19 protein-coding genes are annotated in these 17,326 nt (G+C 39.7%); 4 read left to right on the top strand and 15 right to left on the bottom strand.

The genetic code is table 11. The features are described 5' to 3' along the window. Positions 1-57: 57 nt before the first annotated feature. The 3 genes from proC to KR50_RS09635 all read right to left on the bottom strand — a co-directional run bounded on the left by proC (position 58) and on the right by KR50_RS09635 (position 2,252). Complete coding sequence (gene proC, locus KR50_RS09645) at positions 58-900, bottom strand: pyrroline-5-carboxylate reductase (RefSeq protein ID WP_041057735.1); 843 nt, start codon at positions 898-900, stop codon at positions 58-60. 261 nt (positions 901-1,161) lie between these two features. Then, the gene (locus KR50_RS09640) at positions 1,162-1,308 is read right to left on the bottom strand and encodes a hypothetical protein (protein WP_156969494.1); all 147 of its coding nucleotides are present in this window, start codon (positions 1,306-1,308) and stop codon (positions 1,162-1,164) included. Positions 1,309-1,397: 89 nt separating this feature from the next. Then, a complete protein-coding gene (locus KR50_RS09635; protein ID WP_041057729.1) occupies positions 1,398-2,252 on the bottom strand; it encodes a gamma-glutamylcyclotransferase in 855 nt (284 codons plus the stop codon). 126 nt (positions 2,253-2,378) lie between these two features. Here KR50_RS09635 and KR50_RS09630 point away from each other — a divergent pair, with 126 nt between their 5' ends. Further along, positions 2,379-2,612, top strand: a complete 234-nt coding sequence (locus tag KR50_RS09630; RefSeq protein ID WP_041057728.1) for a hypothetical protein — start codon at positions 2,379-2,381, stop codon at positions 2,610-2,612. Between the two features lie 93 nt (positions 2,613-2,705). Further along, positions 2,706-3,743, top strand: coding sequence for an SGNH/GDSL hydrolase family protein (locus tag KR50_RS09625; RefSeq protein WP_052476932.1), 1,038 nt, complete (start codon positions 2,706-2,708; stop codon positions 3,741-3,743). Positions 3,744-3,794: 51 nt separating this feature from the next. Here KR50_RS09625 and KR50_RS09620 read toward each other — a convergent pair whose 3' ends face one another. The 8 genes from KR50_RS09620 to KR50_RS09585 form a co-directional block, all read right to left on the bottom strand. Further along, on the bottom strand, positions 3,795-5,207 hold the full coding sequence (locus tag KR50_RS09620) for an alanine/glycine:cation symporter family protein (protein ID WP_041058210.1): 1,413 nt from the start codon (positions 5,205-5,207) through the stop codon (positions 3,795-3,797). A 113-nt stretch (positions 5,208-5,320) separates the two neighbouring features. Beyond that, entirely contained in the window at positions 5,321-7,750 is a 2,430-nt protein-coding gene (gene parC, locus KR50_RS09615; protein WP_041057727.1) for a DNA topoisomerase IV subunit A, read from the bottom strand. Between the two features lie 6 nt (positions 7,751-7,756). Continuing rightward, positions 7,757-9,724, bottom strand: coding sequence for a DNA topoisomerase IV subunit B (parE, locus tag KR50_RS09610; protein ID WP_232304261.1), 1,968 nt, complete (start codon positions 9,722-9,724; stop codon positions 7,757-7,759). A gap of 447 nt (positions 9,725-10,171) precedes the next feature. Continuing rightward, entirely contained in the window at positions 10,172-10,582 is a 411-nt protein-coding gene (locus tag KR50_RS09605; RefSeq protein WP_041057722.1) for a CoA-binding protein, read from the bottom strand. A gap of 24 nt (positions 10,583-10,606) precedes the next feature. Next, positions 10,607-11,521, bottom strand: a complete 915-nt coding sequence (locus KR50_RS09600; protein ID WP_041057719.1) for an ABC transporter substrate-binding protein — start codon at positions 11,519-11,521, stop codon at positions 10,607-10,609. 34 nt (positions 11,522-11,555) lie between these two features. Continuing rightward, entirely contained in the window at positions 11,556-12,206 is a 651-nt protein-coding gene (locus KR50_RS09595) for an ABC transporter permease (protein WP_041057718.1), read from the bottom strand. 1 nt (position 12,207) lies between these two features. Continuing rightward, a complete protein-coding gene (locus KR50_RS09590) occupies positions 12,208-13,176 on the bottom strand; it encodes an ABC transporter ATP-binding protein (protein ID WP_041057716.1) in 969 nt (322 codons plus the stop codon). A 105-nt stretch (positions 13,177-13,281) separates the two neighbouring features. Next, positions 13,282-14,568, bottom strand: coding sequence for a purine/pyrimidine permease (locus KR50_RS09585; protein ID WP_041057713.1), 1,287 nt, complete (start codon positions 14,566-14,568; stop codon positions 13,282-13,284). A gap of 145 nt (positions 14,569-14,713) precedes the next feature. Between KR50_RS09585 and plsY the strand changes: the two genes are divergently transcribed. Beyond that, entirely contained in the window at positions 14,714-15,307 is a 594-nt protein-coding gene (plsY, locus tag KR50_RS09580) for a glycerol-3-phosphate 1-O-acyltransferase PlsY (protein WP_041057711.1), read from the top strand. 130 nt (positions 15,308-15,437) lie between these two features. On the opposite strand, the gene KR50_RS09575 is transcribed toward plsY, so the two are convergent. Beyond that, positions 15,438-15,689, bottom strand: a complete 252-nt coding sequence (locus KR50_RS09575; protein WP_041057708.1) for a hypothetical protein — start codon at positions 15,687-15,689, stop codon at positions 15,438-15,440. A gap of 90 nt (positions 15,690-15,779) precedes the next feature. On the opposite strand from KR50_RS09575, the gene KR50_RS09570 reads away from it, so the two are divergent. Next, positions 15,780-16,073 carry a HesB/YadR/YfhF family protein gene (locus KR50_RS09570; protein WP_041057706.1) on the top strand — a complete coding sequence of 98 codons (294 nt, stop codon included), beginning with the start codon at positions 15,780-15,782 and terminating at the stop codon, positions 16,071-16,073. A 31-nt stretch (positions 16,074-16,104) separates the two neighbouring features. On the opposite strand, the gene KR50_RS09565 is transcribed toward KR50_RS09570, so the two are convergent. From KR50_RS09565 to KR50_RS18250, 3 genes are all read right to left on the bottom strand, one after another. Further along, positions 16,105-16,416: a hypothetical protein gene (locus KR50_RS09565; RefSeq protein WP_041057704.1), complete on the bottom strand. Its 312-nt coding sequence runs from the start codon at positions 16,414-16,416 to the stop codon at positions 16,105-16,107. Positions 16,417-16,427: 11 nt separating this feature from the next. Further along, a complete protein-coding gene (locus tag KR50_RS09560; RefSeq protein WP_041057703.1) occupies positions 16,428-16,868 on the bottom strand; it encodes an acyl-CoA thioesterase in 441 nt (146 codons plus the stop codon). 113 nt (positions 16,869-16,981) lie between these two features. Further along, a complete protein-coding gene (locus KR50_RS18250) occupies positions 16,982-17,116 on the bottom strand; it encodes an FbpB family small basic protein (protein WP_084215541.1) in 135 nt (44 codons plus the stop codon). Positions 17,117-17,326: the final 210 nt, after the last annotated feature.

Genomic DNA, 17,326 nt, shown 5'->3' with positions numbered 1-17,326 from the left:
TATCACTCCTAAAAATTTTCTTATTTATATAGATAACAAGATGAACATTCGTTTAAATTATATTGAAACAGGTGTTTTTTGAAGATCTTCTGAAATTTCTTTTGAACGATTCATTGCTCCTTCAATTGCAGCCTTGATCGCTTCTCCACCGCCTGAATCAGCCAATGCTTCAAGTCCCGCTGCAGTCGTACCATTAGGGGATGTAACATTCTGTCTTAACTCTGCCGGTGTTTCTTCACATTCCATAATCATTTTAGCCGCACCAAGAATGGTTTGAGCGCCGATTTTTCTCGCCTGGGCTACATCCATTCCGTGAAGAAGAGCTGTCTTTTCAATATGCTCCATCAAATAGTAGAAATAAGCGGGACCGCTTCCTGCGATTCCTGTGAATAAATCCATCTGATCTTCTTCAATAATATAAACCTGACCGATGCAGGTTAATAAGCTTTGCGCTAATTTAATATTTTTCATCGTTACATGATCTCCCGGTGAAATAGCCGTAGCCGATTCCTGAAGCATGCTTGACGTATTGGGCATGACTCTAATGATCTGCTGCTCCGGTTTTAGATGCTGCTGCATAAACTCAGTAGATATGCCGGCCAGAACACTCATTACAACCTGATTTGACGTTATTTCGTGCTTGATCCGGTTTAATGAAGATTCAGCGTCTTTCGGTTTCATTGCCATGAAAATAACATCAAAAGAAGAAAGATTCACTTTGTCCCGTTTAATTCCTTGTACACCGTATCGGTTATGCAGTTCCAGAAGTCTTTCTTCGTTGCCTCTATTTGTTACAGTAATTTGATGGGCATCTAACATCCCTGTTTGGACGATTCCTGAAATCATCGCTTCTGCCATATTTCCTGCTCCGATAAAAGCTACTCGTAAATTCGTTGACATCGCTTAACCATCTCCTTTTGCATTAACTGTTTCGTTTTTGTCCGTTCAATTTTTATCACGCTAGTTATCTTAACACGTGGCAATTGGACATCAAGTGTAAAATGAAAAGTAGTGAGATAGAATGGGATATCGAGAGTGAAAGCGCTATCCTTAGTCTTTATTTGAGGATAATGCCAAAATTTACGCTTATAGAGGCTGAGAATGGGCTATATGAGAGATTGATAAAATCATATACGTTATAAAAGCTGATATAACACGAGTTTATTCTGTAATGATTAGATAATCATGATCATTCGAGGTGTTATCAGGACGGAGTGCACCAGCACCATCTTTGAAACAGCGGGCAGAAAAAAGAGCCTGGGACAAAATGCGTGTCTCAAGCTCTTTGATCGGATCACTTCGCTTCATACGAAAAATCCATACTGCCTTGTTTTTAACTTTTTTCAGTTGTTTTGTCCGAACCACGAATAAGGATGGAAAGAATACAATGTATTAAGTTACTCTTCCATAGATAGATTAAACTTTCTTTTTAAATCATACACTAATTTCGTATGATAGCCTTCAGATACAATGCCTTTAGAGCCGCGAATGATTTCAGTTGCATAATGAAGTGGAGGAGCGCATTCCTCAGCGGGATCCAGGACAATAAATGTAAGAGACTTTTGGTATAGCCTGTTATCTGCTACTACGTCTATGAAGGCCGGTCTATACGTGCCATTGTACACTCCTTCTCTTGTAAAGAGATACTCCACTGCTTCTTTATTCACGCTATACAGCACACCTTCTCCCTGTTTGCCTGTTTCTATTATATTGGCCCTACCTCCATCGTGAACAGTTAATGAATAATTCATCTCAAGGCGGTCGGTCTGTGCTCCACCGATTTTATCTTCAAACAGATGATCGACTTCAGCCAGTTTAAATCTCTCATTGTCCATACATGAACCATATGCAAAATATGTGTGATGATCGCGTTCTAACTCTTGATGAACAAGCCAGTCGCCGTATGTTAATGGAAACAATCCAAGAACCTGCTCTTCTTTATTTACAAACGTAACACAGTCAATCTCACCGAGAATATCTGTCCTCACACTTACAGTGGAGGTTTGAAAGGTTTTTTCACTTTTTGAATTTGGATAATGAATGTTTTTAATTTCGAGAAGCTTATCCTTAGCTATTTTGTACACTTCTCCATAAACTCTTTTAGGACCTTTTTGAATAAAATAAGGATAACCTTCTTCAGAATCATACAAATTGCCAGTAGACCACGCTTGAGAAGCAATTAATTCTTCATTTTCAATTAATTGATGATTACTGCCATGTTTTCTAAGGGTTCCATAAACAAATATATACATATAAATCTCCTTTTTATATTCACAATTTCCCTGCCGTTTGATAGGGGTCGAGCACTGAGTGTTTAATGTGCTGATCAGCAAGACAACGCACAAACGTTCGTGTTATACTATATGCAGGTGATGATGATGAATTTAGTCCGCTGGACATTTGCTGGCAGAGGAAAGATTCGGGCATATTTTGATATATTTCCTGCTTCTACTGTTGTTCTCTCAAAAATTAAATCTTATTATTTCGTCCAAAACGTCAGATGGAATGAAAGTGATCCGATCGTGGACCGAGAAGCCCTTGTGGAAATGGAGAGAATTATAAACAGAGAAATGGAGACTCTCGATGCCTATAACGAAAGACGAAATAAATAATGATATGCAATGTTTCTTCCGATATAGTTACAATAAAGAAACAAGAACAGGAATTCAACCCTGCTTATATTATAAAGATGGGATCTGAGATGTATGAAACAGGCAGTAAAATTTAAAATGAAGATTGGGTTATCGATCAGCCTTCTGTCTTTTGCTATTTTTTCACCATCAGCAAAGGCTGATATAACAACACCACAAGTATATGTAGCGCTTGGTGATTCGGTTGCTGCAGGTGCTACTCCCTATGAATCACTTGATGCAGGCTATGCGGATATTATTGCTGATACATTATCAAAAAATGGATTGCTCGCCGCTTTTTCAAAAGATTTTGCTGTACCGGGGTTTGCTGTTAACAACATTCACGATCTTCTGGATGAAGAAGAAGTAAGGCAATCTGTCAGTCAGGCTACGCTTATTACTCTTTCCGCAGGCGCTAATAATATACTTGGTCTGGTAAGGCAGGACGCAGCTGGCCGTACGGTGATGTTTGATCAGCTCATCGCAAATTATACGTTGAACCAAATGAGGATTCAATATGGAGAACTTTTAGATGAAATTCTGCAAATTAATCCTGACGCTTCCATTTATGCAGTAGGTTATTATTTTCCTTATCCGCATGTTCTCTCTACTCAACAGCAGGGCGTTTTAAAAATGCTGGAACTCGTTAATGACATTATTGAAAATGAAGCTTCAAAAAGAGATATTGCATTCATCGATGCAGGAGCTGATTTTGATCCCGATGGACTGAATTACTTGCCTAATCCGGTTGATGTGCACCCTAATCAGCAAGGCTATTTATCAATCGCTAATTCTTTTTTTGATAAAGCAGAGCCTTCACTTGAGTCAACAGACAATAATATACCTCCCAATCCAGGCATGTCTCCATTCTTAGAAAGTCTTATGCCGCCGTCACAAAGCGAAGATGTTACATCTCCAGATCAATCCGGAGAAATGGACCCAAATCTGACTGACGAAGGACAAGGGGAAACTCAAAATGAAGAGCCGGAAAGTAATACAGAAGATGCAGAAGAAGATTCTTCTCTCATAAATGAATCTGCTGCTCGAATCAATTATCTTTATGAACCCCTCTTCAGCAATACTCTGCAGCACTTTCTCGCTTTGAAGAGCTGATGAATACAAAATTAAAACCGTCAGGATGCTAAAAGCACCCTGACGGTTTTGTTATTTTTCTACTGGTCCATCGTCCCAGCATTCAGTATTCTTTAACCCTGGTATGCTGTTCTTATAAAATACAGGGTCAATTCCTTGTTTTCTTTGTTTCTGATAGTCATTTAAAACTTTAAACGCGATAGGAGAAAGCAGACTAATTGCGATTAAATTTATTAAAGCCATCGTGGCCATCGATACATCAGCAAGGTTCCACACTACGCTGAATGACTGAACAGATCCAAAATAAACCATTCCCATCACAACAATGCGATAGAGATTTAAAAATAATGGGCTGTTTTTTATAAATTCTATATTCGTTTGACCATAATAATAATTTCCAACAATTGAACTGAATGCAAATAAAAAGATTGCAACACTGACAAAAATGGATGCCCAGTCCCCAACATGAAACGCCAGGGCGTCCTGTGTCAATTGAATACCATCATTTCCATTCAAATATTCACCCGACATAATAATGATTAAAGCAGTAGCTGTACAAATGATAAGCGTGTCAACAAATACTCCGAGCGTTTGAATTAGACCCTGTTTAGCAGGGTGCGTTACAGCTGCTGTTGCTGCCGCATTTGGAGCACTACCCATACCAGCCTCGTTTGAAAATAAGCCCCGTTTAATCCCATTCATAATTGCCGCTCCAATACCGCCGGAAACAACTTCTGTAAAACCGAATGCATTACTGAAAATAACGCCAAACATCTCTGGTACCAAATTAAGGTTTGTCACAAGAACGAACAGAGCCAGCAAAATATACAAAACAGCCATAACAGGTACCACTGTACTTGTAACAGCTGCCACCCTGTTTACACCGCCAAAAATTACTAATCCGGTTAATACAACTAAAATGAGGCCGATAATCGTCCGATTCCATCCAAAAGAGCCCTCAAGTGCAAATGAAATGGTATTCGACTGAACTGAATTAAACACCAGTCCGAATGTAATCGAAATAATGATGGCGAAGATAATTCCCATCCATCTGGCATTTAACCCTTTTTCCATGTAGTAGGCCGGGCCGCCCCGAAAGCCATCCTTGTCTTTAATTTTATAGACCTGAGCTAATGTTGATTCTACAAATGCAGAAGCTGCCCCTACGAGTGCAATGACCCACATCCAGAACACGGCTCCAGGACCTCCAAGAGAGATTGCTGTAGCTACCCCTGCTAAGTTACCTGTACCAACACGGGAAGCTGTTGAGATGGTGAAAGCTTTAAATGATGATATCCCTCTTCTGCCCTCTGAAGAGATCGTCGACTTTTCAAATAAAAGCTTCCCCATATCTCCTAATCTAGTAAACTGTAAAAAACCGCTCTTCACAGTAAAATAAAGACCGCAGCCCAAAAGAACGACAATTAATATGTAATCCCATAAAAATCCATTCAACCATGATGCTGCATCATTTAACCCATTCACAAATTGTAAAGAAAATAACTGCAATGTAATCACTCCTTTTAAAATAAATCTGCGCTTAAAAAAAGAAAAATGGAAGAAACCGGTTCTTTCTTCCATTCCCTAAGGTTTTAAGATTAAACGCTTGCTTCCTGATTTTGTTTCCAGGCTTTTATTATTTCCCCAACTTCTGACTCATCAATGACAAAAGATCCGTTCGAATATCGGTCATTAACCCGGTAACCAGAAGCTTTTACTTCGGTTCGCTGTCCATTAATGCTTTCAAGCACAAACTGGTCTGCATCTGATTCAATGGCAAATACCTGAACGACGCGGTGAGGATTTTTCTTTAGTTCTTTTAACATGATCAAGCCTCGCTTTGCACGGGAGCTGATCTCAAATTCATGCAGTTTCATTTTCTTGACAGCCCCACGCTGCGTAACCATAAACAGCTGCTGAGGATCCTTTACCTTAAGTCCGCTTACCACATGGTCGTTCTCTTTAAGGTTTATAGCCTTCACACCTGCAGCTCTTTGCCCGACAGGAGTAACTTCTTCTTCATTAAACCTCAAACCGTAGCCAAGTGAGGTTGCTAAAAATACTTCTTCGGTGCCATCTGTTAAAAAGACATCAATTAGCTCATCATCTTTTTTGACATTTAGAGCAACGAATGTCCTCGAAAAACGCTGGGTTTGATAAAGAGAAAAATTCGATTTCTTAATCATTCCATTTTTAGTAACAAAAATGAGAAATTGATTATCATTAAATTCTTTGACATGCATCACTTTGATGATTTGCTCATCTTTATCCAATGTCACAAGGCTTCCTATATGCTGGCCTAGATCTTTCCAGCGTATATCGGGAAGCTGGTGGATTGGCGCATAAATAAAACTTCCTTTGTTTGTAAACAAAAGAAGTGTTTCTTTTGTATTCACGTCCACTTTTGCCAGCAGGCGGTCAGTATCTTTCATGGCAAAGTCCAGTCCGTTGGAAGCTGAGTATGACCTTTGAGATGTCCGTTTAATATAACCGTCTTTGGTTACCGTGACAATTACATCTTCACTTGCGACTAAAACTTCCATATTAATTTTTATTTCAGAAATTTGATCCTCGATAACCGATCTGCGTTCATCTACATACTGTTTTTGAATGCCTTTTAATTCTTTTTTTATGACAGCATTCAATTTTTTCTCACTTTCCAATATGGTCGTTAACTCTTCTATCAGCTTTTCAAGCTCAGAAGCTTCCTTCTGAAGTGCCGTAATGTCTGTATTTGTTAAACGATATAATTGTAAAGAAACAATGGCTTCAGATTGAGGCTCTGTAAAATCAAAATTTGTCTGAAGGTTTGTTTTGGCATCCTTTTTGTCTTTGGATCCACGAATCGTTTTAATTACCTCGTCAAGAATGGATAAGGCTTTAATTAGCCCTTCTACAATATGCTCTCTGTTTTTGGCGCGGTTTAAATCATATTGCGTTCTTTTGGTCACTACTTCTTTTTGATGATCGATATAAGCGTCCAGCAGCTGTGAAAGACCCATTAAAACAGGACGTTTTTTATGAATCGCCACCATATTAAAGTTATAATGCACCTGCAAATCTGTATTTTTATATAAAAAGTTTAAGACACCATCTGAATCTGCATCTTTTTTTAGTTCGATTACGACACGCAGACCTGTTCGATCCGTCTCATCTCTAACTTCTGAGATTCCCTCTACTTTACGGTCGGCACGCAGCTCATCCATTTTCTTTACAAGATTAGCTTTGTTCACTTCAAAAGGAATCTCCGTGATGACAAGCTGCTCCCGGCCTCCTCTAAGGGTCTCAGTGTCTACTTTTCCCCGAATAACGATTTTCCCTTTACCTTTTTCGTACGCATTCTTTATCCCGTCTACACCTTGAATAATACCGCCTGTTGGAAAGTCAGGACCTTTTATTACGGTCATCAGCTCCTCAACCGTACAAGCAGGTTTATCCATTCTCATAATGGCAGCATCAATTACTTCGCTTAAGTGATGAGGAGGGATTTCTGTGGCATAGCCTGCTGAAATTCCTGTGGAACCATTAACGAGAAGATTGGGATATCGAGCAGGCAGGACAGTGGGCTCTACCGACGTGTCATCAAAATTAGAAATATGTTCTACTGTATCTTTTTCAATGTCACGGAGCAGTTCGCCGGCGATGCTTGAGAGTCTGGCCTCAGTGTACCGCATAGCTGCAGCCGGGTCCCCATCTACACTGCCGTTATTCCCGTGCATTTCAACCAGCATGTTGCGAACTTTCCAGCTTTGACTCATTCTCACCATCGCTTCATATACAGAAGAGTCGCCATGAGGGTGATAATTACCGATAACGTTTCCGACTGTTTTAGCAGATTTTCTAAAGCCTTTTTCCTGTGTGTTTCCTTCAAAGTGCATTGCGTAAAGAATACGCCGCTGAACAGGCTTCAACCCGTCTCTGGCATCTGGCAGTGCCCGTTCTTGTATTATATATTTGCTGTATCTTCCAAATCGGTCGCCCAGCACTTCTTCAAGTGGAAGGTCCTGAAACCGTTCTGTTGCTGTCATATTGTTTTAGTCCTCCTCTGAAACCATGATCTGATCATTCTCTAAGATGTTTTGTGAGTCCTCCATGCCAAATGCTACATTTGACTCGATCCATTTACGCCGCGGTTCTACTTTGTCGCCCATCAAAGTCGTTACTCGGCGTTCAGCTCGGGCACCATCATCAATTTTCACACGGATCAATGTGCGGGTTTCAGGATTCATCGTCGTTTCCCATAATTGGGAAGCATTCATTTCTCCAAGACCTTTGTAGCGCTGAAGTATATACCCTTTTCCGATCTTTTTTACTGCATCACCGAGTTCATTATCTGTCCAGGCATATTCGATCACTTCTTTTTTTCCGCTGCCTTTGCTTACTTTATACAGCGGAGGAAGAGCGATATAAACTCTGCCGGCTTCAATCATCGGTTTCATGTAGCGGTAAAAGAACGTTAAAAGCAGCACCTGGATATGCGCTCCATCGGTGTCTGCATCCGTCATTATAACAATTTTGTCGTACTGAATATCATCCACTTCAAAATCAGCACCCACTCCGGCACCAATTGCGTGAATAATCGTATTAATTTCTTCATTTTTGAAAATATCAGCAAGTTTTGCTTTTTCAGTGTTAATTACTTTTCCTCTTAAAGGAAGAACTGCTTGAAATTTTCTGTCCCGCCCTTGCTTTGCAGATCCGCCTGCTGAGTCTCCTTCAACTAAATAAAGCTCATTTCGGGCAGCATTTTTTGACTGAGCGGGTGTTAATTTTCCGGAAAGCATCGTATCTGATTTTTTTCGTTTTTTTCCATTACGCGCATCTTCTCGGGCTCTTCTCGCAGCTTCTCTCGCCTGCTGAGCTCTTATGGCCTTTTTAATAAGCAATGTGCTAATTTCCGGATTTTCTTCTAGAAAATAAAGAAGCTGGTTTGCTACAACACTGTCAACAGATGACCTTGCCTCTGTTGTACCAAGCTTTCCTTTTGTCTGTCCTTCAAATTGCAGAATACCTTCTGGGATGCGGACTGAAATAACTGCAGCAAAGCCTTCCCGGATATCTGCTCCTTCAAGGTTTTTATCTTTTTCTTTTAATAAGCTGATTTTCTTGGCGTACTCATTTATGACTCTGGTCATCGCTGTTTTTGCACCTGCTTCGTGTGTACCGCCATCTTTCGTACGGACATTATTCACAAAGGAAAGGATGGTCTCAGAGTATCCATCATTAAATTGAAAAGCAAAGTCAACTTCAATGCCTTCATTTTCCCCTTCAAAAGAAACCACAGGATGAAGAACATCTTTTTCTTCATTCAGGTACGAAACAAATGCTTCTATTCCCGTATCGAATTGAAATGTATCTTTCTTATCATTTCGTTCATCAATAATTTCTATTTTAAATCCTTTTAAAAGAAATGCGCTTTCCCGCAGTCTTTCACATAAGGTCTCGTAGTTAAAGTGAGTTACACTGAAAATGGAAGGATCCGGCTTAAAATGGATAAGGGTTCCGGATTGATTCGTTTTACCCCTTTTTTCAAGAGTAGTAACTGGTTTGCCGCCATTTTCAAATCTCATCTCATGAATTACGCCCTCACGATGGATGGTAACAGTCAGCCACTCTGATAATGCATTTACAACAGAAGCACCTACTCCATGTAATCCTCCGCTCGTTTTATAGCCGCCCTGACCAAATTTACCTCCTGCATGCAGGATTGTAAAAATAACTTCTGGTGTGGGTTTCCCTGAACGGTGTATTCCTGTAGGCATGCCCCGTCCATAATCCCGAATTGATACGCTGTCATCTTTATGAAGAGTAATTTGTATCGTATCACCATAACCACCCAGCGCCTCATCCACTGAATTATCAACTATTTCAAAAACTAAATGATGAAGTCCACGTGCATCTGTGGAGCCTATATACATTCCTGGTCTCTTTCTAACTGCTTCTAAACCTTCAAGTACTTGAATGGCATCATCGTTGTATTCTATCGTTGCTTTCTTAGCCACGGACATTCCCCTTCCAAATTGCACAAACACTTGTTCGTTTTTTTACATTGTATCATATCATTCCTATTTCACCATCATATTCTATACCTAGATTACAGTGGATTTCAATGGTAGTTCAAAAAATTTACGTAGAATGAATCCTGTATAAACCGTAAGCTCCGTTCCTAGATCATAGCATTTTATTGCAGTTGAAGGGAAAAAATCGTACAGAATATAAGATTTATGTTTAAAGAAATAAAAGATTAGAACTGAATCTGCTTATTGCGCGGATACACTTGTGAAAGAATTAACGAGTATTTTGAGGATGAAAGGCAGGGGCATTGGACTTCATTCAGAACCTCTCTATTTCTTAACAAAATCATGCGCTGAACGTGCCAATCAATTAATGGAAAACCACAAAAAACTTGATCCTGGAGTTTAGGATCAAGTTTTTTTGCGCCGAGAATATTATCTTGTTACAGCATGCTCTACTTTTATGCACCTGTCCATGATTACTGTTCTGCCTTTTTCAGTTAACTTGTTAAATACAGCTTCATCCTCTACACCCAGCTGGGACCAGAACACTGGAATATCTGTATTCAGAAATTCATCTGCAATGTCCGCTAGAAATTCAGAACGCCTGAAAATATTGACAATATCCACTTTCCCTTCGATCTCCTTAAGAGAAGATACCGCTTTAACGCCAAGTGCCTCCTTTATTGTAGGATTTACAGGAATAATCTCATACCCTGCACTCTGCATTGCCTCACTGACACTGTATGATGTTCTAGAGGGGTTGTCACTTAAACCGATCACGGCAATCCTCTTACTTGAATTCAATAGTTCTCCAATTTGATCGCGAGACGGATTTGTAATCATGTTAACACGTCCTTTTTTGAAATTTTATTCTAAAAGTCCATTGTCCTCTAAAAATTCTTGAGCTACAGTAGAGGCTGTTTCTCCATCAATGTCTACTTTAGCATTCATTTCCTGCATGTCTTCTTCAGAAATTTGACCAGACAATTCACCCAGCAAGCCTTCCAATTCAGGATAAGCCTCTAAAACATCTTGTCGAACAACTGGAACGGCATCATATTTAGGAAAGAAACCTAAGTCATCTTCTGTAGTCTGTAAGTTAAATCGTTCGATTCTGCCATCTGTTGTAAATGCCGGAATGACATCAACCTGACTGTCTTGAACCGCTTGATACATGAGGTTTGCATCAAGACTTTCTGTTGCCTGAAATTCAAAACCATAAGCTTCGGAAAGTGCTTCATACCCATCGCCCTGACGTTCATAAAATGCATGAGGCGCACCAAATGATAACTGATCAGAGATTTCCGCTAAATCAGAATAAGTTTCCGCTTCAAAATCTGCATCTTCTGAAAAAGCCATGGTATAGTCATTAGCAAAGCCCAAAGATTCAAGCCAAGTAATATTATACTCTTCTTCATAGCCCTCTCTAACACGCTCGAGTATACTGTCACTCGATTCACCGTCTTCTGCCTGTAAACCAAGGACCGCCTCAAGACCTGTCCCGGTATATTCAACGTACATATCAATGTCGCCATTTTCCAATGCAGGCTGCAGAACGCTTACTTCTCCGAGTCCATCATTCAATGTAACTTCATAATCTGAGTGGTGCTCGATATACTGCTGAAGAATGCTTGGAAGAATATACTGTTCAGTAAACGCTTTTCCTGAGATGATGATCGGTTCACTTGAATCTCTTTCTGAATTGTCTTCATCTGAACTGCAGGCTGCAAGAATTAAAGAAGCGCTGACAGTTGCAGCCATTAATGCTTTAGAAAATTTCATTGTAAAACCTCACCTTTTCCTGATTTATTTACTTCTATTTTGAATTGATTCCTTTTGGAGTGGTATATTTTTCAAGCATTTTTAAAATAAAATCAAATGATAATGCAAGTAATGCGACCGGAATCGCACCTGCAAGTACCAGCTCATTATTATAAGATTGCAGCCCTCTCCAAATGACATCACCCAGTCCTCCAGCACCGACGAAAGTAGCCAGGGTAGCAATACCGACTGTCAATACGGTAGCTGTCCTGATACCCGCCATTAAAAATGGCAGGGACAGAGGAAGCTCAATTTTAAAAAGAATTTGAGTGCTGGTCATTCCCATTCCTTGCCCAGCCTCTATTACAGCCTGATCGACACCCGTAATACCTGTATATGTATTCCTGAGAATTGGCAGTAAAGCATAGATAATAAGCGCAATGAGCGCTGTTTCAAAACCAATCCCTAATATCGGCACTAAAAAGCCGAATAGAGCAAGGCTAGGAATTGTTTGAAATACGGCAGTTATTCCGATATAAAATTCCGCCACTCTCTGATTCCTTGATATAAATATGCCGAGAGGAAGAGAAATTAAAATTGCAATGACAATTGCTGAAAAAGATAAGTACAAATGTTCAATCGTTCCTTCAATAATAATGTCCTGTCTTTGAACAACTACTTCCCAAAAGTCCGAAAAAAAGTTCATATCAGGCCCCTCTTTCCAAGCCAGCTAACTCGCTTAATAATCGATCTTTATAAATCACACCAATCATGATACCCTCCTGCATCACCTGCAAGGCTTCTGCATTGTTTAAAATCATTGCCTTTGCAGCCGCTTTTAAATCAGCGGTGGATTCAATAACGGGCAGGTCAGTAGAGTCTTCTGCCGGCTGATTCAGGATTGATGTCACTTGTATTTCTTTTGGACTAAATGAATGAAGCGCTGATTGAATTCGTTCTTCTCCAATAAATGATCGAACAAACTCATTTGCCGGGTGTCGGATCAGTTCATCGGGATGCGCTATTTGCTCAATCATGCCATCTTTCATTACCACGATCTCATCTGCTACTTTGAGGGCTTCATCCATATCATGGGTAACGAATACGATGGTTTTTCTTATGGCAGACTGAAGTTCTTTAAGTTCATCCTGAAGCTGCTCACGGCTGATCGGATCCAATGCACTGAATGGTTCATCCATTAATATAATCGGGGCCTCTCCGGCAAGCGCCCTTACGACTCCCACTCTCTGCTGCTGGCCGCCGCTTAGTTCAAGAGGGTATTTTTTTTTAAATACAGGGGGTTCCAAACCTACTAAATCTAAAAGTTCATCAACCCGCTTTGTATATTCATGTTTTTTCATCCCTTTAAGTTTTGGGATCAGCGCGACGTTTTCTTCTATAGTCATATGAGGAAATAAACCGATCCGCTGGATTACATAGCCAATATCTCTTCTAAGATCTACATCTTTGCGTTCAGCTATATTTTTCCCATTGATCGAGATCGTCCCAGAAGAAGGATGAATCAATTTATTGATCATCTTCATCGTCGTTGTTTTACCGCAGCCGCTTGGTCCGATAAGAGCAACCAATTTACCTTCTTCAATATGTAAATCAATTCCTTTAATGGCTTCTGTGCCATCGGCGAATGTTTTTCTTACGTTTTTAAATGTAATCATTTAGTCACCATCCTTCCCACATTTACTAATTATAAATTCCCTAAGCCCCCTTGCTTAAACCTTAATTGCGATTAAAAAACACATACTACCTTTAAGACTCCAATTTCAGCCGGATTTTGATGTCCGGAGATGCCATTGTTCCAAAATAACTGCACTAATGGTGCCGGTTATGAGTCCATTGGATAAAACAGAACTAATTGCAACAGGAAGGTCGGTATATGCGGACGAAGGAACAAACATCAGCCCTACCCCCACCAGCCATGAGATTCCCACTACAGAAAGTCCTCTTTCACTATTCCCCTCTTTTTTCCACTCCAGGAATGCCAGACGAATCATGTTCGTGAAAATTACAAAAGTTACAGCAAATGCTACAGCAGCAGGTAATTGTGCCATTGTGTTAATGATAAAGGGAACAAAGCTCACACCAGCCACAAGCAAACAGCCTATCCAGAAAGGTTTTCTGTCAGGTGATTTTGTAGCCACAACGTAGCCGGCTGCACCTGCAATCGGAACCGAACCAATTGCTGAAGCCGCTCCGCTGAAAAGAGTATTAAAACCAGCCGCGAAGCCAGCCTGTCTAAACCGTGCAGCAGGTTTCTCCTGAAAATGTTCTGCCATTGCGGATTCCATTACTCTAATTGAAGCGACCATATTAGCGGTTAAAAGAAATGTAATAAAAATGGCCGTAACGAAAACTCCACTTTCTAGTATGGGTGGACCGAATGCAAAAAATTCAGGCAGTGCAATAATTGAATGGTCAGTAGCGGAATGAAAGGTCGCTTGACCCAATACTATAAAGATAATCCATCCCGCTGCAATAGAAATAATAACTGAATAGCGCTGTACCCATTGCCTTTTATGTCTATTCAGCCAAAAAGCAAGGAAGATTGTCAAAATTGAACCGATCATAACGAATAGGTTTACGGTCCCTTCTTCATTCGGCAAACCAACCATTCCATTTAAGAATGAACCGCTTAATTGAAATACCAGCAGCATCAAATAAGTAAATGTGACCACGGGTGTAAATAAGGCAGTGATTTTATTAATAATGCCGGTTAGGGATAATAAAATAAAAATCACTCCGCTTAGTAAAAGACCGGACTGTAAAACTTGAAGCGTTTCAACTGGTGTTGAATAAATGACCCCTACAAAAGTAGCGTAGATTGAAAAAACACCCCACCACAGACCAGCAGGCCCTTCATTAATCGGAAGTTTGTGACCAAAAAATACTTGTACAATTCCCGCAACTCCGAGTACTAACAGTGTTCGTTGAACAAACCCTGCTGTCTGAGCGGGATCTAATTGAAACACCGCTGCGATCGCTATTGGTGCCGCTATAGAGGATGCGATCATAAAAATAAACCATTGAAGTGAACCTGCTGCCAATTTCATCATACTATACCCCTTTAAATCTGGATTGTTTAAATGTGTGATTCTGTGCATCTTACAAATTCTAATACCATAGACGAAGAAAAACCACCTTAACATTGTATTTCATGATAAAATAATTTCATCTACATTATAAAGGAGCAACTTTATGATTGCAGCAGTACTTATCTTACTTTCTTACATAATTGGTTCAATCCCTTCCGGACTTTGGATCGGCAAATTTTTCTATAATAAAGATATCCGAAATTTCGGAAGCGGAAATCTTGGCGCTACAAACACTTTTCGTGTCTTAGGAGTGAAGGCTGGGGCCATCGTCACTATAATGGACATTCTTAAAGGAACCGCAGCAGTCGTTGCAGCATTACTTTTAGGCCAGGAAAGCTTAATGCTTGTTGCCGGTGTAACAGCTGTTATCGGACATATGTTTCCCATTTTCGCAGGTTTTCGGGGAGGAAAAGCTGTTGCAACTTCCTCAGGTGTTCTTTTAGGCTACGCTCCAATGTTATTTGTTTTGGTCGTGCTATGCTTTCTCGTCGTTTTGTATCTGTCAAAATATGTATCTCTCGCTTCTATGACCGCAGGTGTTTTTGCAGTAGTATACACTGTGTTGTTTACAGATGATCTCGCTTTAGTTGTAATCGTATCGGTCATGGCCGGTTTTGTTATCATCCGTCACAAGAGCAATATTTCAAGAATTAAAAATAAGACAGAACCCAAAATCAACTGGATGTCACGTAAATAGGTTTTGTGATACTTCTATATCAGGATTATCACCCAGAGAAAGTACTAAAGGCAGCTTTTATTCAAAATGAATAGAAAGCTGCCTTTTATTTTTAAATCCTTATCTATTCTCGAAGATTCTCTTTGCTTTCTTAATGCACTGGCAGTATCAGCGGCGCAAAAAACACTAGTAATAAAGAGACAATGCCCAAAGCACATGTTAACCCTAGATATAAATTTGATTTCCTCTTTTTAAGGAAAAACAGACCGTAATAAATAGCCGCTGAAAATAAAATAAACCCGGCCGCTTCTAATTGATAATCTGCTTCTAATTGAATAAATGTCTGCAGCAAAAGCCCTCCGAAGATAACTGCACCGATCCAGATAAAAAGACGCTTTTCCATAAATGCTCCTTTCAAGTCTCATGTTTGTCTTTATTTCCACATTTCCATTATAATAAAAATAGCTTATTTAATAAAGGAGGACGAAACAGCATGGACATTCAACTTTCAAAAGCAGCAGTTAAGTGGTTTCAAGACGAAATGATGGTTAAAGAAGGGGATCACGTTCGCTTTTTCGTTCGATATGGCGGCTCTAGCCCAATTCAGGATGGATTCTCATTAGGAGTCAGTAAAGATGATCCTATCGAAGCTGTCGTTACAACTAAAGAAGAAGGAATTACTTTTTACGTAGAAGAGAAAGACGAATGGTATTTTGACGGACATAATCTTGAAGTAGAGTACAATGAACAAGCCGACGGTCCAGCGTATGATTACAATAAAAATTAAGCAAAAAAGAGTGACGGCCGTAATTCAGCCGTCACTCTTTTATAATTTTAAAACGGTGTAAATGTTCTGCGAGCCCTTCAGCTTTTAAAACTTTTATTTGTGTGTTCCCCAGAAGATCAAAATGAGAATAACCGTCTTTCCGCACATGAATCCACTCTTTTTTTAATTGATATTTCTCCCCCCATAAAGCAAGCTGGTCGATGTTCTTTGCTCCTGCCTTTGTCACTGTATGGTATTCAGGGAACCGGTCATCGAGCCAAAAGTGCGTTAAGAAAGCTATTTCTCCATTATCGATCGCATGTTTCCAATTGTTAACCGCTTCCTTATTTATCCCAAAAGCCATATGTATCACCGTCACCCATTTATTGATTGGTGCTCCTTTTTCTTATATTTTTCACATGCTTCATGCCAAGCAGGAAAAAGTTTTCTCACAGAAACTGGTCGGAAATTTTCTTTTTTTACACAAACGTGCTTAGATAATCCAGTTGCAGCCATCTGACCATTTTCGTTTGTTATTTCATAAGCATAGTGAGTTCTCAGGCCGTCATAATGTTCGATCCAGGTTTTAATTATCGCTTTATTTCCGTAGCGAATAGGTGTTTTATAAGAAACTTGTATGTCCATAACAGGAGCAAGAATCCCTTCCTCTTCCATTTCTGAATACTGAAAACCCATAGATTCAATTAAAGATGTTCTTCCGATCTCCATCCAGATCAGGTAGTTAGCATGGTATACTACACCCATTTGGTCCGTTTCAGCATACCGGACTTCGATCGTTTTTTCAGCTATTTTCATTCTTTTTTATTCAATCCCTTCACTAACTTTCCCTCAGTTTATCATACCTCTAGTAATCAAACATGTTTACAAACGAAAAAGCACTCTATCCGGCTGGACAGAATGCAGCGAGTTTATTTTCTTTTTTCCCAAGCCAGCCATCTTTTTTCAAGTCGATCTTCAATTAAATCCATTTTTATTGGATCTTTTTGAATTTCAGATCGATTTTCAGCAACAAGTTCCTGAAGGGTTTTCCCCTTTACTCTCATTCGTCAACACCTCCTATCTGTAGTATCTCACGAAATTCTTATTTTTAAACATTAAAAATTAAAAATTTCGACAATTTAAAACAGAATCAGTTCAACACGATTAATGCAAATAAAAAAAAGAGAAACACCTGTTGTGCACAGTGTGTTTCTCCCTTTTTATATTCAATACATTTGCTTGTTTTTCATATTGCTGCATTGACTTGATTAATG

This window comes from Jeotgalibacillus campisalis (assembly GCF_000829515.1).
Taxonomy (GTDB): Bacteria; Bacillota; Bacilli; order Bacillales; family Jeotgalibacillaceae; genus Jeotgalibacillus; species Jeotgalibacillus campisalis.
This window is presented reverse-complemented; position numbering and strand designations above follow the sequence as displayed.